Genomic DNA, 26,743 nt, shown 5'->3' with positions numbered 1-26,743 from the left:
GAGTATGTTCGTTAATCATAATGTGCCCTCAAACAAGATTTGAAGATCTGATCATGACATTGAGATTTAGTTCAAAAAAATCCCCGCTAATTTCTTAGCAGGGATTTGTGTATAAGAGACAGCTGAAAAGTGCCTTTTTAGTTCGCTCAATTAATTTTTAACTACAGCGCGTTAAATACGTCGTCTGTTTTAGCTGCGCAAATAAAATCGTTTTTGTGTAGGCCTTTAATTGAATGGCTCCACCATGTAACCGTTACTTTGCCCCACTCGGTTAATAAACCTGGGTGATGGCCTTCGTCTTCTGCCATGTCGCCTACTTTGTTAGTAAACGCGATAGCTTGCTTAAAGTTTTTAAATTTATAAACACGCTCAAGCTGCATAATGCCGTCGCGTACTTCTGGTACCCAGTCTGGGATTTTAGTAATTAATTGTGCTAACTCTTCGTCAGATACTTTTGGCGCATCTACGTGACAGGCTTCGCATTTTTGTGCACTTAATGAAGACATTCTAAATCCTTACTTTTAGCTTTTTTAGCATTAATGTTTAACTGGCTAATTTTTCTTTTGGTGGAAATTTTGGGTCGTGCAAGCCAAGCTCTTTAGCTCGCTCAACCAAAGTCATAATATCCATTTGCGATATATCAAACAGATCATGAATCGAATTTATGGTGTAGTACTGTGGCTGCATAATATCAATACGGTACGGCGTACGCAGTACATCAAGCACATTCATTGGGCTGATTTCTGGCGTGTTTGAGTATACGTACTGAGTTTCACCTGGGCTTGATAAAATACCGCCGCCGTAAATACGCAGGCCGTCTTCGGTTTGCATTAAACCAAATTCAACTGTAAACCAGTATATACGCGCAAGGTATACACGGTCCTTTTTCTGCGCTGCGTAACCTAATTGTCCGTACTTGTGCGTAAACTCGGCAAAGTCAGGGTTAGTTAGCATGGCGCAATGGCCAAATATTTCATGAAAAATATCTGGCTCTTGTAGGTAGTCAAATTCTTCGCGGCTACGAATAAATGTAGCTACCGGAAACTGCTTGTTTGCCAATAATCTAAAAAACTCATCAAAGTCGATAAGCGCAGGTACTGGTGCAACTTGCCAACCGGTAGTGGCCAGTAACACTTCGTTTAGTTCGCTTAACTGCGGAATACGGTCGTGCGGCAGGTTAATCTTTTTTAACCCTTGCATGTACTCGTTGCAGGCTTTGCCTTCAATGCATGCAAGTTGGCGCGCTACAAGCTCAGACCAAATTTTATTTTCTTCATCACTCCAGTGTATAACACTATTTTCGTCTGGTGTTTTGGATGTGTATTTACTTGCTTTAGCCATAAGTACCTTCTTGGGTGTGAGCCCTAAATCGGTGTCAGTGTGATACTCAAACCTAATGAATATCGAATGACCCCATACTATGCAAAAGTGAAGAAAAGTTTAATAGATAGGCTAATATCAGTATTTAGCGCGATCACTTACATTGTAAAGTTAAAATTACAGCTATGGCACATTAAAAATACAGCCTTTTAAATAAAGGTCTGTAGCTTGTTTTTATGTGTATACAATTAAATACACCTAACCAATTTTAGTAAAAGCTTGGTCTAAATCACTAATAATGTCGTTAACATCTTCAAGCCCAACCGAGAGCCTGATCAGCCCATCACTTATTCCAGCGGCGGCTCGCTCCTCTGGCGTATAAGGCGAGTGAGTCATAGATGCAGGATGCTGAATTAGTGTTTCAGCGTCGCCGAGGCTTACTGCAAGTGTACAAAGTTTCATACTATCAATAAATTGAGCGCCATCTTGTAGCGTGCCTTTTATTTCAAACGCAATAACACCACCAGCGGCTTTCATTTGATTACCAATAAACTTATAACCTGGGTGCGATTTAAGCCCCGGGTAATATACGGTGCTTACTTGTGGGTGAGCCTCTAGATATTGCGCTATTGTTTGTGCGCTTTGACAATGGCGCTCTATTCTAATAGCGAGTGTTTTTAGGCCTCGATTAATTAGCCATGCATCGTGTGGGCTTATGGTTGCACCAATATCTTTTAGTACGGTCATTTTAATGTGTGTTATGTGCTCAAACGATCCACATACAATACCGGCAACTACATCTCCGTGGCCGTTTAAGTACTTGGTCGCACTGTGCATTATAATGTCGATACCGTATTTTTTAGGCGATTGCAGTAGCGGCGTTAAAAAGGTGTTGTCGACCACACTAATTAAGTTGTGCTCTTTAGCAACTGCGCCAATAAGTGCCAAATCAATAACCGCCATAGTGGGATTAATTGGCGTTTCTACAAATATCATTTTTGAATTAGGTTTGATGGCAGCGCGTAGTTCGTCCTCGTTGGTCATATCAACAAAAGTGACTTCGATTCCCCAGCGCGGCAACATATGCGAGAAAAACGCAAAGGTACAACCATACAAAGCACTTGAGGCAACAAGGTGATCTCCTTGCGACAAAAAGCTCAGTACTGAGGCAGATACAGCCCCCATACCTGTTGCGGTTGCAGCTGCTGCTTCACAACTCTCTAGTTGAGCAACTTTTTGTTCAAGCTCTGTGGTTGTGGGGTTTCCTAAACGCGTATAAATATAGCCAGGTTCGTCGCCTGCAAAACGCGCAGCACCTTGTGCGGCATTTTCAAAATGAAAGGTCGAGGTTTGATACAAAGGAGAAGTAAGTGCGCCGTGCGGGTCATTTGCTTTTTGTGGTCCGTGAATACACTGGGTGTTTATATGATGCTTGCTCATTGTAGGCTCATTTTTTTGATTATTATGTTTTTGCGATTCAACAATCAAAACGTATGCGCTTACAAACAGCAAGCATGCCGGATGCTCAGATGGCTATTTGTGTAAAAACCGTGCAGCGCACGTTTGTACACAAATATTGCCACTGCTAATCTAGTGTGTTGGTTCCGCCTTTTTACGGCTCATAATTTTACCTGCGATGCTTTGCACAGTGCCTTTTAACAAGCTGCGCTTGTTTTCAAGCCGTGGTAATGGGCGACTAAGCTCCATTGCTTTGTAACCAATACGCGCTGTAAAAATACCGGCGCTGACCCCTTGCGCTGCCCGCCCCGAAAGCTTACCTAAAAGCTCAGCACTTAGTGCAGTTGCAGCAAGGTCAGATACAAGCTCAGCACTGCCTACAAACATAACTTGTTTTATCAACATACGGTAAAGCTTAATGCGGCTCGCGTAGCCAAAACCAATGCCGTAAATTTTACCAATTTGTTCTATTAACTTAGTACCGCGCCAAAGCACAGCCATCATATCCACCAGCGCAAGTGGGCTTAGGGCAACTAGCAGTGCAGATTCAGTCGCAAAACGATTTATAAGCTTTTTAGCTTTGGTGTCTTGGGTTATTAATAAACTGTTGGCGTACAGCGTCATTATTTCTTTGTCGCTGTGATGCATCGCTACTTGGTTTTTAAAGGTTTCAAAGTTATCAAGCTCTTGGTGTTTGTTAAGCTTTTCGAGCCAAGGTAATGCACCGCCTACTTGCTCGCTGTTTAAAAGCCTATCGGCTTCAACTCGGTGCAGTTGGTTACGCTTTAAACTGCGCAGCATTCGGTACTCTCGCCACAATAAGCGCCCTATTAGCAGCACGCCACTTATAACCGCAGTTAAATAAACGCTGCCTAAAATAATTGACTGCTCGAAAGCAAATACTAACGAGTACGCAAATTCTAAAAGCACCAGCACTATAAAACTAATAGCAAAAACACCTTTAAGTGTTTGCCACTTTGACTTTTTGTATACAGGTTCTAGAGCTATTTCTGGCTCTAGTGCTTCATCTTCAAGTTCTTCGTAATCACTTTGTCCGTGCTGAATAATTTTTGCAGGTTCTAAAACGGGTTCGTTTTGCTCAATGCTTTGCGTATCTATACGACGCCCTGCTTGAAATGGTTGGTTTGACTCACTCATGTTAATTTGTCTCCTAGCAGGTACTGCATGACATGATCTAATCGAATATGTTTTAGTTGTTTATCGGGGCTCGGCATTGGAGAGAACGATAAAAACTCAAATCCCTGTGCTGGCCACTCATTTTTATTAAGCATCCGCGAGGGTGGTTGCGGCGGTAGATACGTAAGCCAATCAGGCTCGTGTAATGGTTTACCGTAAATGCAGTCAAGCGTTTGGCCTTTGTCGGTAATTTGGCGCGGTTGCGTTGCTGTAATTGACGACATGGCCATGGTTTCTATTTTTACACCATCAAACTTTAAATGATTGCTTTGCTCATGCACGAGCGAATCAAGTAGCAGTGCTAAATCTTTATGGTGCTTAGCACTTATGTGATCTGATTTATTAGCTGCAAATAATATTTTGTCTATGTTGGGCTTAAATAAACGTTTAAAAAAGCCCGACTCGCCATAGTTAAAATGTGCGAGTAATTGGTTTATTACACTGCTTTGCTCTTGGAGTGTTTCGTGCCCTTCGTTTAACGCACTAAGTACATCTACAAGTACGATTTGGCGATCAAAGTGCCTAAAATGCTCATTATAAAATGGTTTTACGACTTCTTTTATATAGGCGTTAAAACGCTTAATTAAATGCGCTAAATTAGAACCCGCAACGACATCGTCACTATTTACTTCGCCCGATACCGGAAAAAACAATAACAATGGCGCGCCTTGTAGGTCGCCAGGCATAAGCATGCGCCCAGGTTGCAACATGGCAAGTTTGGTGTCTTTTTTAAGCCCGACTAACATGCTTTGATAAAGCTGAGCAATATGAGCAAGTGCGTTTTCATCAACGGGAGCGTTTAAGTCAAGTTGCTCAACGGCCATTAAAAAATCACTTGATGTGTTTACGCGCGAAGGCTGAGTTAATAACGGATATTGCTGCTCGCACCATTGAGAATAGCTTTGCTCAAGCATAGGTAAATCAAGGAGCCATTCACCCGGGTAGTCAATAATATCTAAATAAAGCGTTGATTGCGGCGAAAAGTGGCCGCGCAGCCCTGCGTTGCTTTGATACTTTATTGCCAAGCGCAGCGTATTAATCCGCTCAGTTGATGCAGGCCATGTAGGCACCCCATCGCTGGGTAATAAAGCATTGAGTGCTCGAGGGTAATTAAACGTAGGGACTTTTAACGCCTCTTGCGGCACAACTTTAGTGGCCACATGGCGGTGCTCGCGCATTACATCAAAAAAAGGTAAGCTTTTATCGTCCGCTTGGGTTGTTAAGTGTTTAACAAGCGCGGTAATAAAGGCAGTTTTACCACTACCACTTAGGCCAGTTACGGCAAGTTTTACGTGTTGGTCTAAACTGCGATGAAGGGCTTTTTGTGCTTTGCCTTTAATACTTTTAAAGGTCTTTTTTGCAAATGATTGGCTCATAAAGTGTCTTGCACCTAATTTGCCGTAATTTATCACGTTGCAAATAAGGTGCTATTAAATCCTTTAAAGTTTGTTAATTTCACGGCTCACCGTAAACTCGCTTGAAGTTACATGGCGCTCCATATCTTGAAGGCGAGTATCTACACGCGTTAAACGCTCTTTTAAATCTTGCAATGCGCGGCGCGGCGGCTCGCCTTTTTGCCATACTTTAAATTTTACTTCTAGCGGATCATCAGTTTTAGTTGAGCTTTTTGTTTGCGCTGTTGCGGGCTCTTTTTTATCTAAAATGAACCAGGCTGCAATATACGCTACCACAAATAATGGGCCACCCGTTAGCAGTACCGCACTAACAAATATAATGCGAACTAACCATAACTCCATATTAAAGTAGTCACTTAATCCCGCACACACACCGGCTATTTTACCGCGTTGTGGGTCTCTTAATAATTCGCGTTTGGCACTCATACTTTGCGTCTCCATTGTGGTGACTCTTGATCAAGCAATGCTTCAAGTGTTTCTAATCGATCAGCCATTTTTTCAGCTTTGTGTGCAAGCTCAAGTAATTGGCGATGTTCGTGCTCACTTAAACCTTGGCTTACTTGTTTCTTGCTACGGTAGTGCAAAATTAGCCACAGCGGAGCAACAAAAATCATAAACAAGATAAATGGTGCAACTAATATCTCTGGATCAAACATAATCCTCTCCTGACAATCCGTTTTGATGTTTTTAAGCTGGGGCACATGGGCCCCATATATTTTTATATGTAATTATTTATCAGCTAACTTCTTTTTAAGTTCGGCTAGCTCATCATCTATCTTTTCATTTTTTTGTAGATTAGCAATTTCATCCGCTAACGTCTTTTTACCTAAATCGTACGACTCAATTTGAGATTCTAGTCCATCAATTTTGGTTTCGTAACGTTCAAAGCGGTTAAGTGCTTCTTCTACTTTTGAGCTATCAAATGTCTTTTTCACTTCAAGGCGCGACTCAGCCGAACGTTGGCGAAGTATAATCGCTTTTTGACGAGATTTAGCATCTGCTAGCTTTTCTTGTAGCGTCGTTACTTCTTGCTGTAATTTCTCAATATGAGACTCTACATGTTCAAGCTCACTCGCTACTGAAGCAACTGCATCTGCCGACTTTTGCTTTTCAAGTAAGGCTGAACGCGCTAAATCGTCGCGGTCTTTACTTAAAGCCAGTTCGGCTTTATCTTGCCAATCACTTACCTGCGCTTTAAGTGTATCTAAGCGGCGTACAATTTCTTTTTTCTCAGCCAATGTTTTAGCTGATGTAGAACGTACTTCAACAAGCGTATCTTCCATTTCTTGAATAATCAGACGAACCATTTTTTCTGGGTCTTCTGCTTTATCTAAAATGGCGTTGATATTAGAATTAACAATATCTGCAAAACGTGAAAAAATTCCCATAACATTTACCTCTGTAATTAAAACTTAGTTAGTCTGCTATAACTAGTATCAATATGCTTGCCAACTTTTTAAAAGTTAAAATACACTTTATTTTCATTACGTTAAACTAAATATACAAATTTCTTTAGTTATCCCTAATTATGAAATACACTAACTGTTAGTAAAAATGACCAAGAGTTAGGAAATATGAGCCAATATCGCCAACAGGATAATTTACTCGGCCAATCAGATAGCTTTCTGTCTGTATTAGATCAGGTATCGCAACTGGCTAATTTAGATAAACCGGTACTTATTATTGGTGAACGCGGCACAGGTAAAGAGCTAATAGCAGCACGCTTACACTTTTTATCAAAACGCTGGGATCAAAACTACGTAAAGCTTAACTGTGCAGCGCTTAACGAAAACCTACTCGAAAGTGAGTTATTTGGCCACGAAAGCGGTGCTTTTACGGGGGCAAGTAAACGTCACGAAGGTCGTTTTGAACGCGCTAACAGCGGCACACTGTTTTTAGATGAATTAGCTAATACCTCAGCTATGGTACAAGAAAAACTGCTGCGCGTTATAGAATACGGTGAGTTTGAACGTGTTGGCGGCAAACAAACTGTAAAAGTAGATACCCGCTTAGTGTGTGCGACAAACGAAGATCTTCCTTATTTGGCCGAGCAAGGTGAATTTAGAAGTGATTTACTCGATCGCCTTGCCTTTGATGTAATTACCCTACCACCACTGCGCGAACGCCAAGACGACATTATGCTTCTTGCTGAGCAGTTTGCGATGAATATGGCGCGCGATTTAGAGTGGGAACTGTTCAGCGGCTTTACCCGAAGCGCAACAGAAACACTGCTTAGTTATGACTGGCCTGGTAATATTCGTGAACTTAAAAATGTGGTTGAACGCAGTTTGTATCGCCACGGTAGTGAACATATTCCCGTTCACCAGATTATTTTAGACCCATTCGATAGCCCATTTAGACCAAAAGCGCGTATTAAAGCACCTATAGCAGCTCAAACGGTTAATGCAGAGCCTATTGTTGTTGCGCCGCCGATTACTCAAACAAGCAATGATTCAGCCGTTAATATTCAATTTCCGTGCAGCTTAAAAGAGCGTTCAAACGACTTTGAAATAAACATGATTAATAAAGCACTCGAACATAGCCAATTTAATCAAAAGAAAACTGCAGAAGTACTTGGTTTAACGTATCATCAATTACGTGGTTATCTTAAAAAATACAACTTATTGGATCAACAATAGTCAGAGGTTATGCGGGTGCATAAATTATTACTTGTTTTGCTTACCACCACTTTAGTTGGTTGCCTTGATAGCAAAGAAGAAATCATAGAAGAAAAAAACCAAGGCTTAGTTTATTGCGCTGAAGCTAACCCTGTGTCGTTTAATCCGCAAGTCACGACCACCGGTTCAACTATTGATATAATTGCTAACCAATTATACGACCGCTTAATTAGCATTGACCCTGTTACGGCAGAGTTTCAAAGTGAGCTGGCGACCGATTGGAAAATTAGCAAAGATGGTAAATCGATTACCTTTACCTTGCGTAAAGATGTAAAATTTCATACAACTTCTTATTTTACCCCATCGCGAGACTTTAACGCCGACGACGTTATATTCACCTTTAGCCGATTATTCGATGTCTATAATCCATATCACTTTGTGGGCGATGCTGATTACCCGTATTTTCAAAGTGTAGGAATTGATCAACTTATTCGCAAAATTGTGCGCGTGTCTGACTACCAAGTCCGTTTTGAATTGTTTAATCCTGAAAGTAGTTTTTTAGCTAATATGGCTACCGACTTTGCCGTAGTGCTTTCAGAAGAATACTCCATGAAACTTAAGAAAAATAATCAAAAAAACTTATTTGATCAGTACCCTATTGGCACCGGCCCGTATATTTATAAAGAATACCGCCGAGATCATCTTGTGCGCTTTTACCGTAACCCACTTTATTGGAAGCATGACGTTGCACTTGAGCAATTGGTTTACGATATAACCCCTAACGGCACTACGCGCATAGCAAAAATGCTGACTAAAGAGTGCGATGTAACGGCTCATCCAAGTAGTGCACAATTGAGCATTTTAGCGCAACGTGATGATATAAACGTCGAAAAAGAAACAAACTTAAACATAGGTTATTGGGCATTTAATACAGAGCGTGCTCCGTTTGACGACTTACGCGTACGCCAAGCGCTTGCGCACGCAATAGATGTAGATAAAATAATGCAGGCGGTTTATTACGGTAACGGTACTCGCGCACAATCTATTTTGCCGCCAACCTCTTGGGCATTTGAGCCACAAGAAGATATACCTACGTTTGATCCAGAACTTGCTAAAAAATTACTTATTGAAGCAGGGTTGCCTAATGGCTTTGATATGACGATATGGGCTATGCCTGTGAGTCGTATTTATAATCCCAACGCACGTAAAATGGCTGAGCTTATGCAAAGTGATTTACGCAAAGTAGGCGTTAACGTCAGTATTGTAGAATATGAGTGGAATACGTTTATTCAACGTATTGGCGAGCATAGGCACGACAGTGTATTACTTGGTTGGGCCGCAGATACACCCGACCCTGATAACTTTTTTAGCCCGCTGCTGAGTTGCACCGCTACTTTTAGTGGCAAAAACCCTGCAAACTGGTGTAATCCCCAATTTGATTTATTGCTTACTAAAGCACTAGACACCACTGATTTAAACAAACGTAAAAAATACTACGAAGATGCACAAAGCTTAATTATTAAAGAGTTGCCGTTATTACCAATTGCTCATGGCTTGCGCTTTCAAGCAAGTAGCGCTGATGTGGAAGGCATAACACTTGGCCCGTTTGGTGCTATTTCGCTTGCTAATGCGAGGAAAAAATAATGATCTTAGATTATATTTTACGTCGCCTTGGTTTGTTCTTTTTTATGATACTAATGCTCAGCGTATTTACGTTTTCACTGGCGTATTTATTTCCCGGTGATCCGCTAAGTAATTTAAGTGGCATACCAAGTGGTAACTTTGCACAGCATAGTGAGCTTGAGGATAAATATTTATACAACAGCAATTACTTTATGCAATACATTGCCTTTTTAGGGAGAATATTTCAAGGCGATTGGGGGCTTTCATTTGCCTCTGGTAACAGCGTGTTTAGCCATATTATTGACTTACTACCGGCTACTTTAGAGCTAAGCGTATATGCATTAATTGTATCGGTTGTTATTGGTGTACCTACTGGCATTTTAGGCTCTGGCTATCATAAACGCTGGCCCGACAAACTTATAAACTCTGTCACTATGGTAGGTTATTCAATGCCTGTGTTTTGGCTCGCATTGTTGTTAATAATGGTTTTTTCATTAAAGCTTGGCTGGTTTCCTATGTCGGGCAGAATGGGCCTCCTTTACGAAATACCCGCCAGTACAGGGTTTATATTAATTGATATTGCTCTAGCTGGATTTCCATATAAAGGGATGGCCTTTGTTGATGCGCTGCGTCATTTAACACTCCCTACTATTGTATTGGCCATGTATCCAACCACGGTATTAGTGCGCTTTACTCGCGAGTCTATGCTTAAGGTAATGGATCAAAACTTTATTAAAACAGCTAGGGCAAAAGGCCTTAACCGCCGTCAACTTATCATGCACCATGCACTGCGTAATGCTCTACTACCGGTAATTAAGCAAATTGGTTTGCAATTTAGTACGCTAATAACACTTGCGATGATTACTGAAGTTATTTTTTCTTGGCCGGGTATTGGCCGATGGTTAATCGATAGTATTTATCAGCGCGACTTTCCTGCAATTCAAGGCGGATTAATGGCGGTGTCTTTATTTGTTATTTTAGCCTCTATTACAGCTGAGCTTACTTACACTTTATTCGATCCACTCTCGCGGAATCAGGCCCATGGCAAAGTTTAATTTATTTTCTGAAGAGTCGAATAAATCGCCACTTGCGCGATTTTGGCGCAAATTTAAAAACAATCACCCAGCTTTGGTTGGTTTATGGATATTTATGGCGTTTGCATTATTGGCCGCCACTGCTCCTTTTTTAGCGCCCTATGGCGTAAACCAACAGCATAGTGATGCATTACTCATACCGCCCTCATGGCGAGAAATGGGCGATGTACGCTTTATTTTAGGCACCGATGATTTAGGCCGTGATGTACTCTCGCGCTTAATGAATGGTGCAACATATACGTTTGGACTTTCTGTTGTAGCTGCCCTAATCACGACCCTGTTTGGTGTATTAGTGGGGACTTTTGCAGGGATTAGTAAAGGGTTGCGTTCAAGCTTTTTAAATCATTTACTTGATATAACACTTTCTATTCCTTCTTTGTTATTGGCCATAATAATAATCGCCATACTCGGTCCTGGTTTAATGAATACCGTATGGGCAATTATTTTAGCGTTACTACCGCAATTTATTCACTCGGTGCGCAACCTAATTGTTGATGAATTAAGTAAAGATTACATTACTGCGTTTAGACTCGATGGCGCATCTAATTGGCATATAATATCGCGCGGTATTTTCCCTAATATTTATGAGCATATTGTGGTTATATTCACGATGGCGCTTTCTACTGCGATATTAGATATTTCAGCACTGGGATTTTTAAAATTAGGGGCTCAGCCACCAACGACCGAATGGGGCGCAATATTAGCCGAAAATCTAGGCCTTATTTATTTAGCGCCGTGGACTGTAGCGCTACCTGGTGTACTGTTATTTTTAGCCGTGTTATCTACTAATTTAGTAGGCGATGGCCTGCGACAAGTGCTAAAAGCACGTAAGGCTGATTAAATGCAATTACTCGATGTTCGTAACTTAACAATTGAACTACGTACCTCTGAAACTGTAATTAGAGCTGTAGACAGAGTGAGCTTTAGCTTAAAAGAAGGTGAAGTACATGCGCTTGTGGGCGAGTCTGGCTCTGGCAAAAGCTTAATAGCAAAAGCGATTATTGGTGTATTAAACGAGCGCTGGGATATTACTGCCGACCGTATTCATTGGCGCGGCGTAGACTTAATGCGTTTAAGCCCAGAGAAACGCCGTAAAATAGTAAGCCAAGATATAGCGATGATCTATCAAGACCCAAGTCGCTGCCTTGACCCAACCGCTAAAATATTTGACCAAATTGCCGAAACACTCCCAGAGGTCGCAACTAAAGGTTTCTTTTTAAAACGCAACCGAGAGAGAAAAGACAGAGTAAAAGCGCTTATTCATAAGGTGGGTATTAAAAACCACGAAGCGGTACTAAGTAGTTACCCTCATGAGCTCTCTGAAGGCGTATGTCAAAAAGTAATGATTGCGATGGCCATTGCTCGCACGCCTAAACTTTTAATCGCTGATGAGCCCACTACAGCGCTTGAGAGCACAACTCGCGCACAAGTATTTAGGTTACTAAAAAGCTTAAATCAACTTAAAAACATGTCTATTTTGATGATCTCTCATGAACTGGAAGAGATTGCACATTGGTCACATGGCATTCATGTTTTATATTGCGGGCAAATGGTTGAAGCAGGCCCAACCCATGAAATATTTAAACAGCCTCGCCATCCATACACGCAAGCATTACTAAAAAGCTTGCCAGACTACGAGCAAGGCTTAGCACATAAAGAACCTTTTTATGCGCTTAAAGGGACTATCCCTACCCTGCAACATTTGCCCATTGGCTGTCGCCTTGGACCGCGTTGCCCACAAGCACAAAAAGCCTGTGTGGTTACACCAGCCCTAACTAAGCATCATGGTCATAGTTATGCGTGTCACTTCCCGTTAATTAAGGACATGAAGTAATGCAACCACTGTTAAAAGTACAAGCACTTTGTAAAACCTTTAATGTGCGAGCTGGGCTTTTTTCACGTAAAAAGTTTGAAGTCCTTAAAAACATTTCATTTTGCGTAGGTAAAGGTGAAAGCATTGCCATAATAGGCGAAACAGGCGCAGGTAAAAGTACGTTGGCAAAACTACTTTCAGGAGCTGATAGCGCTGATAGCGGGCAAATTTTGCTCGAGAATAATATTATCGAAGATAATGGCGTACGCGATAATCAATGTCGCCATATTCGTATGATTTTTCAAGATTCAGCTGCATCGCTCAACCCGGGCTTAACCATTGGCGAAATGCTTGATGATTGCCTGCAATATAATACTGAACTTGATGCTAGTGAACGCACTGAAAAGATTGATGCAACGCTTTCTAAGGTGGGTTTGTTAATTGATCATAAACACTACTACCCGCATATGTTTAGTGTGGGGCAGCTACAGCGTGTAGCGTTTTCTCGTGCATTAATTTTAGATCCTAAGGTGATTGTACTTGATGAAGCTGTTTCATCTTTAGATCCCTCCATACGGGCGCAAATAGTAAACTTGTTACTTAAGCTGCAGCGCGATACAGGCCTTACGTATGTGATGATCACTCATCATTTAAGTTTAGTACGTCACATTAGTGATTTTGTAGTTGTACTTGATAAAGGCGAAGTGGTTGAATACGGTCCTACTGAAGATGTTTTTCAAAACCCTCAATCAAAAGTAACGCAGCGTTTATTAAGCTGCTAAAGCAGATTATAAATACCTAACTTTTTTGTAAGGTAACCGTATTTAACTAGGTCTTCTTGTTAATTGTATTTAATTAACAAGAGATCTCATGCTTAAACAAAAGTTACTACTTAGCCTTTCCCCATTACTCCTTCTATCAGCCTCAGCTATTGCTGATACAAATTGGGTTGGTGGCGTTGATCATTTAGGTTTAACCGTATCAAACTTAGATGCATCCAAAGCATTTTTTTACTGATGTACTTGGCTTTAAAACGCTAGGGAATGACCCAGCCTATCCTGCTTATTTTTTATCAAACAATAAAATAACCATTACATTATGGCGCGTGAAAAACGATGCAAAACGTGTGGAGTTTAATCGAGCAGAAAATGTGGGCTTACACCATTTAGCACTCAGTGTTGAAAGTATCAAAAAGTTAAGCGAGCTACATGAACACTTAAAAATGCAAAATAATATTATTATAGAGTTTGCACCCGAAAACTTAGGTAGCGGCCCAACCCAACATATGATGATAAGAGAGCCTAGCGGCAATCGGATTGAGTTTATTGCCAGAGGTAATTAAAAGACAATAAAAAAGGCGCTTTAAAAGCGCCATTCTTTATGAGCTAAAATTAATTACTCAACAGTTTGTGTAGCCGTTGGTAAGTTAAGCTCAGCATTGGCTTTAAGCGCTTCAATAAATACCATGTAGTTTTTATTAGCTTGCGCCATAGTAATGCTTTGTTTTGCTTGAGGGTCAATATTAGCTGCAACTTGTGCATCTGTTACCGACTTAAGCGCAACAATTGCTGCATCACCATTATTTAAATTAACAAGCTCAACTATCGCAGAGTCTGCTGGGTGAGCCATTTTGAATGCTTGAGTCACAATAGCAGGTGAAACAGTATAGCTTTGACGTGTTAACTGCGCTTCTTGACGAACAGTTAAGCTTTGCTCACTCGCTACATCATTTAAGCTCTTACCTGCTTGTACTTCTGCAAATAAGCTACGTGCCTTTTCTTTAGCAAGCTCTGATGATTTTTCATTAACTAAACGCGCTTTAATTTGCTCGCTTACTTCATCCAGCGGTTTAGTAGCAGCAGCTTTATGCTCGTTAATACGAACAATGATTGCATGCTCATCGCCAAGCTCAATAACTTCAGAATTTACTTTATCTTCAAGTAAATCAACTGATGTTAATGCTGTAACAACTGCAGGGCTGTTTAACGGCTCTGGTAGAGCATTAAGTGCTAAAAGAGGTGTAGATTTAACTTCCACTTCAGCAACTTCTGCAGCATCATCTAAGCGGTCTGAAATTTCAAATGCAAGTGCACCCATTTCAGTTTGCTTTTCGTAAAATGCATCTATTTTTTCAGCTTGTTCTAATTCAGCACGTAAGTCAGCTTTAACATCGTCATACGCTTTAACTTGTTGTGGTTGAATGTCAGTAAGTTTAATTATGTGATAACCAAACTCAGAAGTAACAACGTCAGAAATATCACCTTTATTTTCAAGCGCGAAAGCCGCGTCTTCAAATGCAGGGTCCATTACATCACGCTCAATCCACTCAAGATCGCCGCCCATTTCGCCACTAACGATATCGTCAGACGATGATTGTGCTAACTCAGCAAAGTCTGCACCTTGCTCTAGCTGTGCATGAAGAGCATTGGCTTTTTCTTTTGCTGCATCATCGTCTTCACTGTTATCAATTAAGATATGTGATACGCGACGCTTTTCTGGCTCAACGTATTGTGCTTTGTTTTGCTCATAATACGCTTTAACGTCATCCTCGGTTACCGATTCAACATTGATATCTGCTGCTTTAAGCTCAATGTAACTTACTGAGATAAGCTCTGGAGATAAAAATTGAGATGCGTTTAAGTCGTAGTAATCAGATACTTCTTGATCTGATACTTCAACATTCGCGGCAAGTGCCTCTTTGTTTACAACTACGTAATCAATACTACGAGTTTGCTGCTGAAGAGCAATTGCGCTTTTCAGCTCGCTCTCTAGAGCAAAGTCTGTACCTGCAACAGCAGATACTACCTGGCTGCGTGTCATATCTTTACGTAAATATTCACGAAAAGCATCTGGTTGAAAATTCATTTGACGAATTACTTGTAGGTAACGGTCGTTATTAAATTTTTCACCAATTTGAAAGTACGGTAATTCTAAAATTGTTTTACGTACACTTTCGTCGCTTACGCGAAGGCCTAAATCAGCCGCTAGCTGTGATTGCAATTCTTGTTGTACTAAGCGGTCAACTACACCTTGACGAATTTGTGCCATGTAATTTGGATCAGCTGCAATTTGTGTAAAGTATTCACCAAATTGTTGCTCTAAACGGCTACGTTCATTTTGGTAAGCACGGTTAAAATCGGTTTGACTAATTTTAATTCCATTTACTTCAGCAACGGGTTGTTCTGTGGTTTGACCTAAGTAACTACCGATCCCTGCTAAGGCAAAAGATAAAATCACCGCGCCTAAAATTATTTTGGCTACAGGTCCTTGCGAACCTTCTCTGATTTTCTCAAGCATTTGTTTATCTCTTTTTGATCAAGGTATTTTACCTTGTCACATGTAAAAAAAGCGTATCTTACCAGATACGCTTTTTCACTTGAAGTAACTGGCGGAAAAGTTACTTAACTCATCTGTTGTGGTGAATCAGTAACTTTACACTCGCCATAACTAATGTGTTTAAAACAGTGATTAGTTTACTGCGTCTTTAAGCGCTTTACCGGCTTTGAAAGCTGGAATAGTTGCAGCAGCAATTTGGATAGTTTCACCAGTTTGCGGGTTACGGCCTGAACGTGCAGCACGTTCACGTACTGAGAAAGTACCAAAACCTACAAGTGCAACTGAGTCGCCATCTTTTAGCGCGCCAGATACAGATTCGATGAATGAATCTAGTGCACGACCTGCAGCCGCTTTAGAAATGTCAGCATCAGCTGCGATTTGATCGATTAATTGAGATTTATTCACAATATCATCCTCTTTCATTGTTATTATCAAGAGCGATGGTTTTTTAAACTAACATCACTTTTTTGAAAATTTTAGAGCAAACTTTTAATGCCCACATGATTATATTTTTCTTAAGCCTAGGCCCCGTAAGGGCTAGGCTTGAAAACCAGTGCTTAACTTATCATACCGTTTAGATTTGAAAAGCCCTAAAAAGCACTTTTTTTATGTTTTTTCTTGGTTTTTAGGTGTTTCGACCGAAAAACTCTCAACAGGATGCACTAAAGCAAGCTTTAACACCTCGTCAATCCAAGTAACTGGGTGAATATCAAGACCTGCCAGCACGTTGTCTGGTATCTCTTTTAAGTCACGTTCGTTAATTTTTGGAATGATCACTGTTTTAATTCCACCACGATGCGCCGCTAATAACTTCTCTTTTAAACCACCAATAGGAAGTACTTCACCGCGTAGCGTAATTTCACCAGTCATAGCAACATCTGCTCGTACAGGATTACCCGTTAAGCTAGATACAAGACCCGTTACCATTGCTGCGCCCGCACTAGGACCATCTTTTGGTGTTGCGCCTTCAGGTACGTGTACGTGAATATCACGCTTTTCGTAAAAATCGCTGTTAATACGGAAAGTATCTGCTCGATTACGCACAACCGTCATTGCCGCTTGAATCGACTCTTGCATTACATCGCCAAGAGAACCGGTGTAACTTAACTTGCCTTTACCTGGCACTGCCGCACATTCAATTGTTAGCAAATCACCGCCAACTTCTGTCCATGCTAAGCCTGTAACTTGACCAATACGGTCGCCATCTTCAGCTTTGCCATAGTCAAAGCGCTGCACACCTAAAAACTCTTCTAGGTTATCTTGATTGATGGTCACTATTTTAGTGTCTTTTTCAAGTAAGATATTTTTAACGGCTTTACGGCATAGTTTCGAAATTTCGCGCTCTAAGTTACGTACACCCGCTTCACGTGTGTAATAACGAATAATGCCAATAATTGCGCTGTCTTCGATAACTATTTCAGACTCTTTTAAACCGTTACGTTTAACTTGTTTAGTAATTAAGTGCTCTTTTGCAATGTTTAGCTTTTCATCTTCGGTGTAACCCGACAAGCGAATAACTTCCATACGATCTAATAATGGACCAGGAATGTTAAAGCTGTTTGATGTTGCTACAAACATAACGTCAGATAAATCGTAATCGACTTCAAGATAGTGATCGGCAAAATGACTGTTTTGTTCCGGATCAAGCACCTCTAACAATGCTGATGCTGGGTCGCCGCGCATGTCCGATGACATTTTATCGATTTCATCTAATAAGAATAATGGGTTTTTAACGCCCACTTTTGTCATGTTTTGAATTAGCTTACCTGGCATTGAACCTATGTATGTACGACGATGACCGCGAATCTCAGCTTCATCACGTACGCCGCCAAGCGCCATACGAACATACTTACGACCAGTCGAACGTGCAATAGATTGCCCAAGTGATGTTTTACCAACACCTGGTGGTCCAACTAAACATAAAATTGGCCCTTTGAGCTTATTAGTACGCTGTTGTACTGCGAGGTACTCAATAATGCGTTCTTTTACTTTATCTAAGCCGTGGTGATCGCTATCAAGAATTTTTTGTGCGCCTGCTAAGTCTTTTTTCACTTTAGAGCGTTTTTTCCATGGCACATTAATTAATGTATCTATGTATGAACGCACTACAGTCGCTTCTGCAGACATTGGCGACATCATTTTAAGCTTATTGAGCTCTGTAGTTGCCTTTTCTTTAGCTTCATCAGGCATGCCAGAATCCTCAATACGCTTTTTAAGCGCTTCAAATTCATCAGGCACATCATCAAGCTCACCAAGTTCTTTTTGAATGGCTTTCATTTGCTCATTGAGGTAATACTCGCGCTGAGATTTTTCCATCTGCTTTTTAACGCGGGTACGAATTTTCTTCTCAACTTGCAATAAGTCTATTTCGCCTTCCATTAGTGCCATTAAATATTCAAGACGTTCTGTGACACTTGAAATTTCGAGCACTTTTTGTTTTTCAGGTACTTTAAGCGGCATATGCGCTGCCATTGTGTCGGCAAGACGTGCTGGCTCATCAATACCTGAAACCGAAGTTAGTACTTCAGGTGGAATTTTTTTATTTAGCTTTACATAGCCTTCAAACTGGCTAATTGCGCTTCGGATAAAAATATCTTGCTCTTGTTCATCTACAGAATCAGATTCAATAAATTGAGCATTAGCGACAAAAAAGTCATCGTTATCTACAAATTCTTCAATTTGTGCGCGCTGTGTACCTTCGACTAAAACTTTAACTGTACCGTCTGGTAATTTTAATAACTGAAGTACAGTGGCAATAGTACCGATACGATAAATATCATCTTGCTCTGGTTCATCTACAGTTGCATCTTTTTGTGCAACCAAGAAAATTTGTTTGTCTTTGTCCATTGCCGCTTCTAGGCATTTTATTGATTTTTCACGGCCAACAAAAAGCGGGATCACCATGTGCGGGTATACCACAACATCGCGCAGTGCAAGGACTGGGATTTCGACTCGGTCGGTTCTCTCAAGCGTCATTATAGTTTCTCTTCGCACTTCATTTATTTTAAAGATTACTCAAGTATATGGGGATAACCTAATTAAAGTTCAACAATTTTCCCTTACTCGATTAAATTAATTATAAAAAAAGGAGCCTAAGGCTCCTTTTTCCATTCAAATAGCTTAAAAACTATTCTGATGCAGCTTTATCTTGTTTATTATTTTCATAAATCAAGATTGGATCTGACTCACCTTTAATAACGGTTTCATCAATAACCACTTTGCTTACATCATCCATTGAAGGAAGTTCGTACATAGTATCAAGTAATACACCTTCAACAATTGAACGAAGACCACGTGCGCCTGTTTTACGCTCCATTGCTTTGTGGGCAATTGCAGCTAAGGCATCATCGCGAAACTCAAGTTCAACATCTTCCATACCAAACAATACTGAAAACTGTTTAGTAATCGCGTTTTTAGGTTCACTCAATATTTGTACAAGAGCTGCTTCATCAAGTTCTGTTAACGTAGCCACTACCGGCAAACGACCTATAAACTCAGGAATTAAGCCATATTTAACTAAATCTTCTGGCTCTACATCTTTAAATGTTTCACTTAAAGAACGACTCGCCGCAGACTCTTTTACGCTAACGCCAAAACCGATACCGGTGTTTTTATGGCTACGTTGCTCAATTACTTTATCTAGGCCTGAAAATGCACCACCACAAATAAACAAGATTTTAGATGTATCTACTTGTAAAAACTCTTGCTGTGGATGTTTACGACCACCTTGCGGTGGAACAGAAGCAACGGTACCTTCAATCAGTTTAAGTAGCGCCTGTTGAACGCCCTCGCCTGATACGTCACGCGTAATTGAAGGATTATCTGATTTACGAGAAATCTTGTCAATTTCATCGATGTAGACAATACCGCGCTGTGCTTTTTCAACATCGTAATCGCACTTTTGTAAAAGCTTTTGAATGATGTTTTCAACATCTTCACCTACATAACCTGCTTCGGTTAATGTAGTGGCATCAGCCATAGTAAACGGCACGTCAAGTAGGCGCGCTAATGTTTCTGCAAGTAATGTTTTACCACTACCTGTTGGGCCGATAAGCAAAATATTACTTTTACTTAATTCAATGTCTTGCTTAGTCGATTGGTTACGTAGGCGTTTATAATGGTTATAAACGGCAACAGACAATACTTTTTTAGCATGGTCTTGACCAATAACATAATCATCTAAGTGTTTACGAATTTCTTTTGGTACAGGTAGTTTGTCAGACGTATCATGCTTAGGAGCAATGTCTTTGATCTCTTCCCTGATAATATCGTTACACAACTCTACACATTCATCACAAACGTATACTGAAGGGCCTGCAATTAATTTACGCACTTCATGTTGGCTTTTGCCACAAAAAGAGCAGTATAACAATTTATTACTTTTGTCGCCGTCTGTAGGAGTGTCAGACATTCAGCTACCTCATTTTATTACGTTGGCCACCAAAACTATTGGCGGCTATTTCAATACGCTTTAACTATACCAAAATTTATTGGTTTTCGCATAGTAACTCAAAGTGGCAAACAGGCAGTCCTGCTTACCAGCGCTTACTTTTTGTCGCGATTTGTAAATACAGAGTCTACCAAGCCGTAATCTACAGCTTGCGAAGCACTCATGAAGTTATCACGATCAGTGTCTTTAGAGATAATATCCAATGGTTGGCCTGTATGCTCAGCCATTAAGCGGTTAAGCTTATCTTTAATAGACAGAATTTCTTTAGCGTGTATTTCAAAGTCAGATGCTTGACCTTGGAAACCACCTAATGGTTGGTGAATCATCACACGTGAGTTTGGTAGGCAAAAACGCTTACCTTTAGCACCAGCAGTAAGTAAAAAAGCACCCATGCTTGCAGCTTGACCTACACATATTGTACTTACATCTGGTTTGATGAAGTTCATTGTGTCGTAAATAGCCATACCCGCAGTTACTGAACCACCTGGTGAGTTAATGTATAAAAAGATATCTTTATCAGGGTTCTCTGATTCTAAAAATAGCATTTGCGCTAAGATCAGATTTGCCATGTTGTCTTCAACTTGACCTGTTAAAAAGATAATACGCTCTTTTAATAATCTCGAATAAATATCATACGAGCGCTCGCCTTTTGGTGTTTGTTCAACAACCATTGGGACCAATGCATTTAGGGGATCTGTAATACCAGTATTCATACTTATTTAATTCCTTATGCGCTTATACTTATCCTTATTATAAGGAAGCATAGTTATCGTTTTTCGCAAATTTAGAGCCAAAAACTAAAATGGCCCGGGCACGCTGTATAAACAGAGTAACACGAGCCATTTAATCGTTAGCGAGAGCTTAAGTCAATGACTTATTAAGCACCTTGCTGTGGATTCATGATGTCATCAAATGCTTTTTCAACATCAGTAACAACTGCTTTAGCTAAAATAGCTTCAACAGCTTGCTCTTCCATTGCTACATTACGCATTTGCTGCATAAGTTGATCATTACCTTTGTAGTATTCTACTACTTCAGTTGGATCTTCGTATGCAGAAGCTACTGTTGCGATTAATGCTTCAACTTTAGCATCATCAACTTTGATGTCGTTAGCTTTAATAACTTCACCTAATAAAAGGCCAGTTTTTACACGTGTTACAGCTTGCTCGTGGAACAATTCAGCTGGAAGCTCTGGCATGTTTTGAGAGTCGCCGCCAAAACGTTGAGCTGCTTGCTGACGTAGAGCATCAACTTCTTGATCAACAAGTGCTTTAGGCACTTCGATTTCGTTGTTAGCTAAAAGACCTTTGATTGCTTGGTCTTTAACGCTTGCTTTAACCGCTTGGTCTAGCTCACGTGTCATGTTCTTTTTAACTTCTTCTTTAAGCGCGTCTACGCCGCCTTCGGTAACACCGAATTTAGTTGCAAACTCTTCGCTTAATTCTGGTAATTCTTGCGCTTCAACTTTTTTCACTGTGATAGTGAATTGAGCCGCTTTACCTTTTAAGTTTTCAGCGTGGTAATCATCAGGGAAAGTTACATCAGCAACTACTTCTTCGCCTGCTTTTTTACCTACGATGTTATCTTCAAAACCTGGGATCATACGACCTTGGCCAAGTTCTAATGGGAAGTCTTCAGCTTTGCCGCCTTCAAATACTTCACCGTCGATAGTACCTACGAAATCAACTGTTACACGGTCGTTTTCGCCAGCAGCTGCATCAACATCAGCCCACGCTGCGTGTTGCTTACGAAGTGTTTCTAGCATGTTAGCTAAATCTTCGTCAGTTACTGTTACTGCTGGTTTTTCAACAGTAATTTTATCTAGACCTTGAACTTCAACTTCAGGGTAAACTTCAAACGTTGCTGAGAATTCTAAATCTTTACCTGCTTCAAGTGATTTAGGAGCGAATGTAGGCGCGCCAGCTGGGTTGATTTTTTCAGAAACGATTGCTTCGATGTAATTACGTTGCATTACTTCGCCAGCAACTTCTTGACGAACTGCAGGGCCAAAACGCTTGTTAATTACAGATACTGGAACTTTACCAGCACGGAAACCATCTATACGCTGTGTTTTTGACAGTTGTTGTAGGCGTTTTTTTACTTCGGTCTCAACGTTCTCTGAAGGAACGGTGATAGTTATACGGCGCTCAAGGCCTTGGGTCGTCTCAACAGAAACTTGCATGATTTACCTCAATATTCAATTTTGGCGACTGTTCGCCTTCCTTTACAAACAAAGTGTTCTGCATGAGTCTTGATAAAGTTTAAGCGGTTTTTCACACTTAAAAGCATCCGTCGCTACCATGAGACACCATTGCTGCTTTGCCCTTCGGGCACTATGTTAAACAATAGACGCGGCATTATAACCTAATATTTATGATAGTCGAGTATAGGGGGCAATTATTTGGACTAGATAAGGGACTATAAAGACTAACTGAATAAAAAACAGGCTAACTACGGACTAAATAGAATAAAATAGAAATTATTTAATAGAATTATAGGCTAACAGATTTAGATTTATAACTTAGAGGAGTTTACTTATTGTTCTTATTGGATAAGAAAATGGTCGGCGATGCAGGATTTGAACCTGCGACCCCTTGGACCCAAACCAAGTGCGCTACCAAACTGCGCTAATCGCCGACATTGAAGAGTTAACTTCTTTTTTCATACTGAACACTTAAACTGAGAGTTTAAGACCATTTTAAGAAAATGGTCGGCGATGCAGGATTTGAACCTGCGACCCCTTGGACCCAAACCAAGTGCGCTACCAAACTGCGCTAATCGCCGATATTCGTTGTAAATGGGGTGACTGATGGGGCTCGAACCCACGACAACCGGAATCACAATCCGGGGCTCTACCAACTGAGCTACAATCACCGCTATATTTACATGTTTTCAAATGGTGCACCCAGAAGGATTCGAACCTTCGACCGACGCCTTAGAAGGGCGTTGCTCTATCCAGCTGAGCTATGGGCGCATCGAAAACTTCATAGTTTACCAATAAGCTATTCGATTATAAAAAATTATAAAAAAATGGTCGGCGATGCAGGATTTGAACCTGCGACCCCTTGGACCCAAACCAAGTGCGCTACCAAACTGCGCTAATCGCCGAAACTTATTATTGCTAGCGAGTGACCTCGTTGACAACGGGGTGCATAATAGTGATTTGACGGGGTTAGGTCAAACGTTTTTTTAAGAAAACCAATCAAGTGCTCATTTTTAGTGCACAATGGTTAAATATTACAATAGTCGGCTGAATTTTAAACTATTTAACAGCTCAAACGTTATATACCTTAAAAGCAACTTGGCGCTGCTATGCTTTTCTGCGAAAATAGTAAGCACATTATAAAACGAGTTAAATAAAGAGCGTATTTTTCTTTATTAGCATTTTTGCCCCTATTTTATTATGCATTCGTTTTTAGAGTATCGGTATCTAGTTAATTAACCCCAATTAAAGGTCACCCATGACGGCAAACATCATTGATGGTAAGGCAATCGCAAAACAAGTACGTAGCGCTGTAGCAGAACGCGTAAGTGAACGTGTAGCAAATGGTTTACGTGCACCAGGACTTGCAGTAGTACTTGTAGGACTTGATCCAGCAAGCCAAGTTTATGTTGGTTCAAAACGTAAAGCCTGTGAAGAAGTAGGTTTTATCTCTAAATCATTTGATTTACCAGCAGACACACAAGAGCAAACTCTTTTAGATTTAATTGACGAGCTAAATAATGATGCCGAAGTTGATGGAATTTTAGTGCAGTTACCACTGCCAAAAGGTCTTAATGCTGAAAAGATTTTAGAACGTATTACCCCACATAAAGATGTTGATGGATTTCATCCATATAACATTGGTCGATTAGCACAGCGTATGCCTGCCCTTCGCCCATGTACCCCTAAAGGTATTATTACATTACTTGATTCAACGGGTGTACGTTATAAAGGGATGCATGCAGTTGTCGTTGGCGCGTCAAATATTGTTGGTCGTCCAATGTCGTTAGAGCTTTTATTAGCAGGTTGTACTACCACTGTGTGCCATAAATTTACTCAAGACTTAGAAACACATGTTCGCCGCGCTGACTTATTAGTTGTGGCTGTCGGTAAACCTGAATTTATACCGGGAGATTGGATAAAAGAAGGCGCTATTGTTATCGATGTGGGCATTAACCGCTTAGATACGGGTAAATTAGTCGGTGATGTTCAATACAGTGTGGCCGAACAAAAAGCGCATTTTATTACACCTGTACCAGGTGGCGTTGGCCCGATGACTGTCGCAAGCTTAATTGAAAACACACTTGAAGCGTGTGAAAAGTATCACAGCTAAGCTGTTAAAAAATCAAAAAAGGGTTGCCATTTGGCAACCCTTTTTTAGTTTGACCTGAATTACTTTAAACGCTTACGCTTTACGCCACGTTGTTTTACCAGCTGAATCTTCAAGTATTACACCTAAAGCATTAAGCGCATCACGTGCTTCATCAGCAGCAGCCCAGTCCTTACTAGCACGTGCTTCGTTCCGTTTTACAATTAATGCTTCAATTGTCGCAACTTCGTCGTCATCTTGCCCACCTTGTAAAAAAGCTTCCGGTGCTTGTTGAGCAACACCTAACACTTCACCGAGGCTACGCAGTATAAACGCTAACTTGCCAGCTTGACCTGCGTCACTTTCTTTTACGCGGTTTAATTCTTTAGCAAGTTCGAACAACACAGGTAGTGCTTCTGGTGTATTAAAGTCGTCATTCATTGCTTTTCTAAACTTAGCAACAAACTCATTGCCTTCTAAGTCGCACTCTACCGGTACGACATCACGAAGCGCTGTATAAATGCGTTCAAGTGATGAACGCGCTTGGTCTAAATTTTCTTGTGAGTAATTTAATTGGCTGCGGTAATGCCCTGAAATTAAAAAGTAACGAACAGATTCGGCATCGTATGCTTTTAAAACTTCACGCACAGTAAAAAAGTTATCTAACGACTTAGACATTTTTTCTTTATTTACTTGCACCATGCCAGTATGTATCCATGTATTTACATACTTGCCGTTGTTTGCACAGCACGACTGGGCAATTTCGTTTTCATGATGTGGAAACTGTAAATCAGACCCCCCACCGTGAATATCAAAATGCTCACCTAAGTGTTTTGAGCTCATTGCCGAACATTCAATATGCCAACCAGGACGCCCTTCACCCCACGGTGATGACCATGATGGCTCACCTGCTTTGGCTTTTTTCCATAACACAAAATCAAGCGGATCGTCTTTATCTTGAGCCACTTCTACGCGAGAGCCCGATTGCAACATAGTTAAATCTTGCTGAGAAAGCGCACCATATTGCTCAAACGTTGATACATCAAACAAAACATCGCCATCAGCTGCAACATAGGCATGGCCTTTTTCAATCAAGCGCTTAACCATAACGATAATTTCATCCATATGGCTTGTAACTGTTGGTTCAACATCTGGGCGTAGCATATTTAGGCTATCAAAATCTTCATGCATCGCTTTAGTCATGCGCACAGTTAAGTCGTTTATTGACTCACCATTTTCATTTGCACGTTTAATTATTTTATCGTCGATATCTGTAATGTTACGTACATATTTTAAATCGTAACCAATATGACGTAAGTAGCGCACAATAACGTCAAAACCAACAAAAGTACGAGCGTGTCCAATATGGCAGTAATCATAAATGGTGATACCACACACATACATGTCGATTTTGCCTTCGACCATAGGTTTAAATTGCTCTTTTTGTCGCGTGAGTGTGTTGTATATATTTACCATTTACTTTGAGTCCTTGACTATTTACTTGAACAGTTATGTTACCACTTGAAAAGCCCCTGCTCTAGCGCTTTATAACAAACCAAACATCTACTTTGTTAATCTTAGCCAACTACGATAAAATAGCGCCAATATTTAAACCAGATATAGGAAAACACATGGTTGTTCTACACACCAATTTTGGTGACATCACCATTAAAATGTTTGAGCAAGAAGCTCCAAACACTGTTAAAAACTTTTTAGAGTATGCAAATGCTGATTTTTTCAACGGCACTATCTTTCATCGTGTAATCGATGGTTTTATGGTTCAAGGCGGTGGTTTTGTACCAGGTATGGAACAAAAAGAAGTTAACGACCCAATTAAAAATGAAGCTAATAATGGCCTATCTAACAAGATAGGTACTTTAGCAATGGCACGTACACCTGATCCTCATTCAGCTACAGCGCAGTTTTTCATTAACGTGAATAACAACGACTTTTTAAACCACAGTAGCGAAACATCGCAAGGCTGGGGTTACTGTGTTTTTGCTGAAGTAGTAGAAGGCATGGACGTAGTAAATAAAATAAAAGGCGTAGCAACAGGTAGTACTGGTTTTCACCAAGACGTGCCTCTTGAAGATGTGATCATCGAAAGCGTTACTGTTAGCTAATAGT

The 26,743-nt window shown here is 40.5% G+C and carries 23 protein-coding genes, 5 tRNA genes and 1 pseudogene; 9 read left to right on the top strand and 20 right to left on the bottom strand.

Translation table 11 applies throughout. The annotated features are described in order from the left end of the window. Positions 1 to 161 precede the first annotated feature (161 nt). The 8 genes from H5118_RS11005 to pspA all read right to left on the bottom strand — a co-directional run bounded on the left by H5118_RS11005 (position 162) and on the right by pspA (position 6,778). A complete protein-coding gene (locus tag H5118_RS11005) occupies positions 162 to 506 on the bottom strand; it encodes a 4a-hydroxytetrahydrobiopterin dehydratase (protein WP_002958326.1) in 345 nt (114 codons plus the stop codon). 37 nt (positions 507 to 543) lie between these two features. Then, positions 544 to 1,341, bottom strand: a complete 798-nt coding sequence (gene phhA, locus H5118_RS11000; protein ID WP_182748810.1) for a phenylalanine 4-monooxygenase — start codon at positions 1,339 to 1,341, stop codon at positions 544 to 546. Between the two features lie 237 nt (positions 1,342 to 1,578). Next, positions 1,579 to 2,760, bottom strand: a complete 1,182-nt coding sequence (megL, locus tag H5118_RS10995; RefSeq protein WP_024596502.1) for a methionine gamma-lyase — start codon at positions 2,758 to 2,760, stop codon at positions 1,579 to 1,581. A 150-nt stretch (positions 2,761 to 2,910) separates the two neighbouring features. Then, the gene (locus H5118_RS10990; RefSeq protein ID WP_182748808.1) at positions 2,911 to 3,936 is read right to left on the bottom strand and encodes a TIGR01620 family protein; all 1,026 of its coding nucleotides are present in this window, start codon (positions 3,934 to 3,936) and stop codon (positions 2,911 to 2,913) included. Further along, positions 3,933 to 5,351, bottom strand: a complete 1,419-nt coding sequence (locus tag H5118_RS10985) for a YcjX family protein (RefSeq protein WP_182748806.1) — start codon at positions 5,349 to 5,351, stop codon at positions 3,933 to 3,935. Before H5118_RS10985 ends, H5118_RS10990 begins: the two co-directional genes overlap by 4 nt. Positions 5,352 to 5,414: 63 nt before the next feature. Continuing rightward, positions 5,415 to 5,816: an envelope stress response membrane protein PspC gene (gene pspC / locus H5118_RS10980; RefSeq protein ID WP_024596503.1), complete on the bottom strand. Its 402-nt coding sequence runs from the start codon at positions 5,814 to 5,816 to the stop codon at positions 5,415 to 5,417. After that, positions 5,813 to 6,046, bottom strand: a complete 234-nt coding sequence (gene pspB, locus H5118_RS10975; RefSeq protein ID WP_024596504.1) for an envelope stress response membrane protein PspB — start codon at positions 6,044 to 6,046, stop codon at positions 5,813 to 5,815. Before pspB ends, pspC begins: the two co-directional genes overlap by 4 nt. A gap of 72 nt (positions 6,047 to 6,118) precedes the next feature. Further along, positions 6,119 to 6,778: a phage shock protein PspA gene (pspA, locus tag H5118_RS10970; RefSeq protein ID WP_182748804.1), complete on the bottom strand. Its 660-nt coding sequence runs from the start codon at positions 6,776 to 6,778 to the stop codon at positions 6,119 to 6,121. Between the two features lie 186 nt (positions 6,779 to 6,964). Here pspA and pspF point away from each other — a divergent pair, with 186 nt between their 5' ends. The 7 genes and pseudogenes from pspF to H5118_RS10935 all read left to right on the top strand — a co-directional run bounded on the left by pspF (position 6,965) and on the right by H5118_RS10935 (position 13,880). After that, complete coding sequence (gene pspF / locus H5118_RS10965; protein WP_149602327.1) at positions 6,965 to 8,029, top strand: phage shock protein operon transcriptional activator; 1,065 nt, start codon at positions 6,965 to 6,967, stop codon at positions 8,027 to 8,029. A gap of 15 nt (positions 8,030 to 8,044) precedes the next feature. Beyond that, entirely contained in the window at positions 8,045 to 9,652 is a 1,608-nt protein-coding gene (locus H5118_RS10960) for an ABC transporter substrate-binding protein (RefSeq protein ID WP_182748803.1), read from the top strand. Further along, on the top strand, positions 9,652 to 10,686 hold the full coding sequence (locus H5118_RS10955) for an ABC transporter permease subunit (RefSeq protein WP_002958336.1): 1,035 nt from the start codon (positions 9,652 to 9,654) through the stop codon (positions 10,684 to 10,686). Before H5118_RS10960 ends, H5118_RS10955 begins: the two co-directional genes overlap by 1 nt. Further along, a complete protein-coding gene (locus H5118_RS10950; protein ID WP_002958337.1) occupies positions 10,673 to 11,566 on the top strand; it encodes an ABC transporter permease subunit in 894 nt (297 codons plus the stop codon). The genes H5118_RS10955 and H5118_RS10950 overlap by 14 nt, the downstream gene beginning before the upstream one ends. Further along, positions 11,567 to 12,559 (top strand): oligopeptide/dipeptide ABC transporter ATP-binding protein, encoded by a 993-nt coding sequence (locus H5118_RS10945; protein ID WP_002958338.1) that lies wholly within the window; start codon positions 11,567 to 11,569, stop codon positions 12,557 to 12,559. Continuing rightward, positions 12,559 to 13,320: an ATP-binding cassette domain-containing protein gene (locus tag H5118_RS10940; RefSeq protein WP_002958339.1), complete on the top strand. Its 762-nt coding sequence runs from the start codon at positions 12,559 to 12,561 to the stop codon at positions 13,318 to 13,320. The genes H5118_RS10945 and H5118_RS10940 overlap by 1 nt, the downstream gene beginning before the upstream one ends. Positions 13,321 to 13,408: 88 nt before the next feature. Then, positions 13,409 to 13,880 (top strand): annotated as a pseudogene (locus H5118_RS10935) (VOC family protein). Between the two features lie 53 nt (positions 13,881 to 13,933). On the opposite strand, the gene H5118_RS10930 reads toward H5118_RS10935, so the two are convergent. The 11 genes from H5118_RS10930 to H5118_RS10880 form a co-directional block, all read right to left on the bottom strand. Further along, positions 13,934 to 15,835, bottom strand: coding sequence for a SurA N-terminal domain-containing protein (locus tag H5118_RS10930; RefSeq protein ID WP_154903578.1), 1,902 nt, complete (start codon positions 15,833 to 15,835; stop codon positions 13,934 to 13,936). 171 nt (positions 15,836 to 16,006) lie between these two features. Then, positions 16,007 to 16,297 carry an HU family DNA-binding protein gene (locus H5118_RS10925; protein WP_158000827.1) on the bottom strand — a complete coding sequence of 97 codons (291 nt, stop codon included), beginning with the start codon at positions 16,295 to 16,297 and terminating at the stop codon, positions 16,007 to 16,009. 183 nt (positions 16,298 to 16,480) lie between these two features. Then, complete coding sequence (gene lon / locus H5118_RS10920; protein ID WP_182694190.1) at positions 16,481 to 18,850, bottom strand: endopeptidase La; 2,370 nt, start codon at positions 18,848 to 18,850, stop codon at positions 16,481 to 16,483. A 151-nt stretch (positions 18,851 to 19,001) separates the two neighbouring features. Beyond that, positions 19,002 to 20,285, bottom strand: coding sequence for an ATP-dependent protease ATP-binding subunit ClpX (clpX, locus tag H5118_RS10915; RefSeq protein WP_002958344.1), 1,284 nt, complete (start codon positions 20,283 to 20,285; stop codon positions 19,002 to 19,004). A gap of 134 nt (positions 20,286 to 20,419) precedes the next feature. Then, positions 20,420 to 21,037, bottom strand: coding sequence for an ATP-dependent Clp endopeptidase proteolytic subunit ClpP (gene clpP, locus H5118_RS10910; protein WP_002958346.1), 618 nt, complete (start codon positions 21,035 to 21,037; stop codon positions 20,420 to 20,422). 164 nt (positions 21,038 to 21,201) lie between these two features. Next, the gene (gene tig, locus H5118_RS10905) at positions 21,202 to 22,506 is read right to left on the bottom strand and encodes a trigger factor (protein ID WP_182748801.1); all 1,305 of its coding nucleotides are present in this window, start codon (positions 22,504 to 22,506) and stop codon (positions 21,202 to 21,204) included. Positions 22,507 to 22,884: 378 nt separating this feature from the next. Continuing rightward, a tRNA-Pro gene (locus H5118_RS10900) sits at positions 22,885 to 22,961 on the bottom strand. A 70-nt stretch (positions 22,962 to 23,031) separates the two neighbouring features. Next, positions 23,032 to 23,108 (bottom strand) — tRNA-Pro (locus H5118_RS10895). A gap of 14 nt (positions 23,109 to 23,122) precedes the next feature. Further along, positions 23,123 to 23,198: transfer RNA gene (locus tag H5118_RS10890), tRNA-His, on the bottom strand. A gap of 23 nt (positions 23,199 to 23,221) precedes the next feature. Beyond that, positions 23,222 to 23,298: transfer RNA gene (locus H5118_RS10885), tRNA-Arg, on the bottom strand. 57 nt (positions 23,299 to 23,355) lie between these two features. Beyond that, positions 23,356 to 23,432: transfer RNA gene (locus tag H5118_RS10880), tRNA-Pro, on the bottom strand. 353 nt (positions 23,433 to 23,785) lie between these two features. Between H5118_RS10880 and folD the strand changes: the two genes are divergently transcribed. Then, positions 23,786 to 24,640, top strand: coding sequence for a bifunctional methylenetetrahydrofolate dehydrogenase/methenyltetrahydrofolate cyclohydrolase FolD (gene folD / locus H5118_RS10875; RefSeq protein ID WP_182748799.1), 855 nt, complete (start codon positions 23,786 to 23,788; stop codon positions 24,638 to 24,640). 72 nt (positions 24,641 to 24,712) lie between these two features. Here the strand turns inward: folD and cysS are convergent, their stop codons facing one another. Beyond that, positions 24,713 to 26,092 carry a cysteine--tRNA ligase gene (cysS, locus tag H5118_RS10870; RefSeq protein ID WP_024596371.1) on the bottom strand — a complete coding sequence of 460 codons (1,380 nt, stop codon included), beginning with the start codon at positions 26,090 to 26,092 and terminating at the stop codon, positions 24,713 to 24,715. A gap of 155 nt (positions 26,093 to 26,247) precedes the next feature. Between cysS and H5118_RS10865 the strand changes: the two genes are divergently transcribed. Then, positions 26,248 to 26,739 carry a peptidylprolyl isomerase gene (locus H5118_RS10865; RefSeq protein WP_002958350.1) on the top strand — a complete coding sequence of 164 codons (492 nt, stop codon included), beginning with the start codon at positions 26,248 to 26,250 and terminating at the stop codon, positions 26,737 to 26,739. Positions 26,740 to 26,743 lie beyond the last annotated feature (4 nt).

The sequence above is a fragment of the Pseudoalteromonas sp. SR41-1 genome (assembly GCF_014164015.1).
GTDB classification, from domain to species: domain Bacteria; phylum Pseudomonadota; class Gammaproteobacteria; order Enterobacterales; family Alteromonadaceae; genus Pseudoalteromonas; species Pseudoalteromonas distincta.
This window is presented reverse-complemented; position numbering and strand designations above follow the sequence as displayed.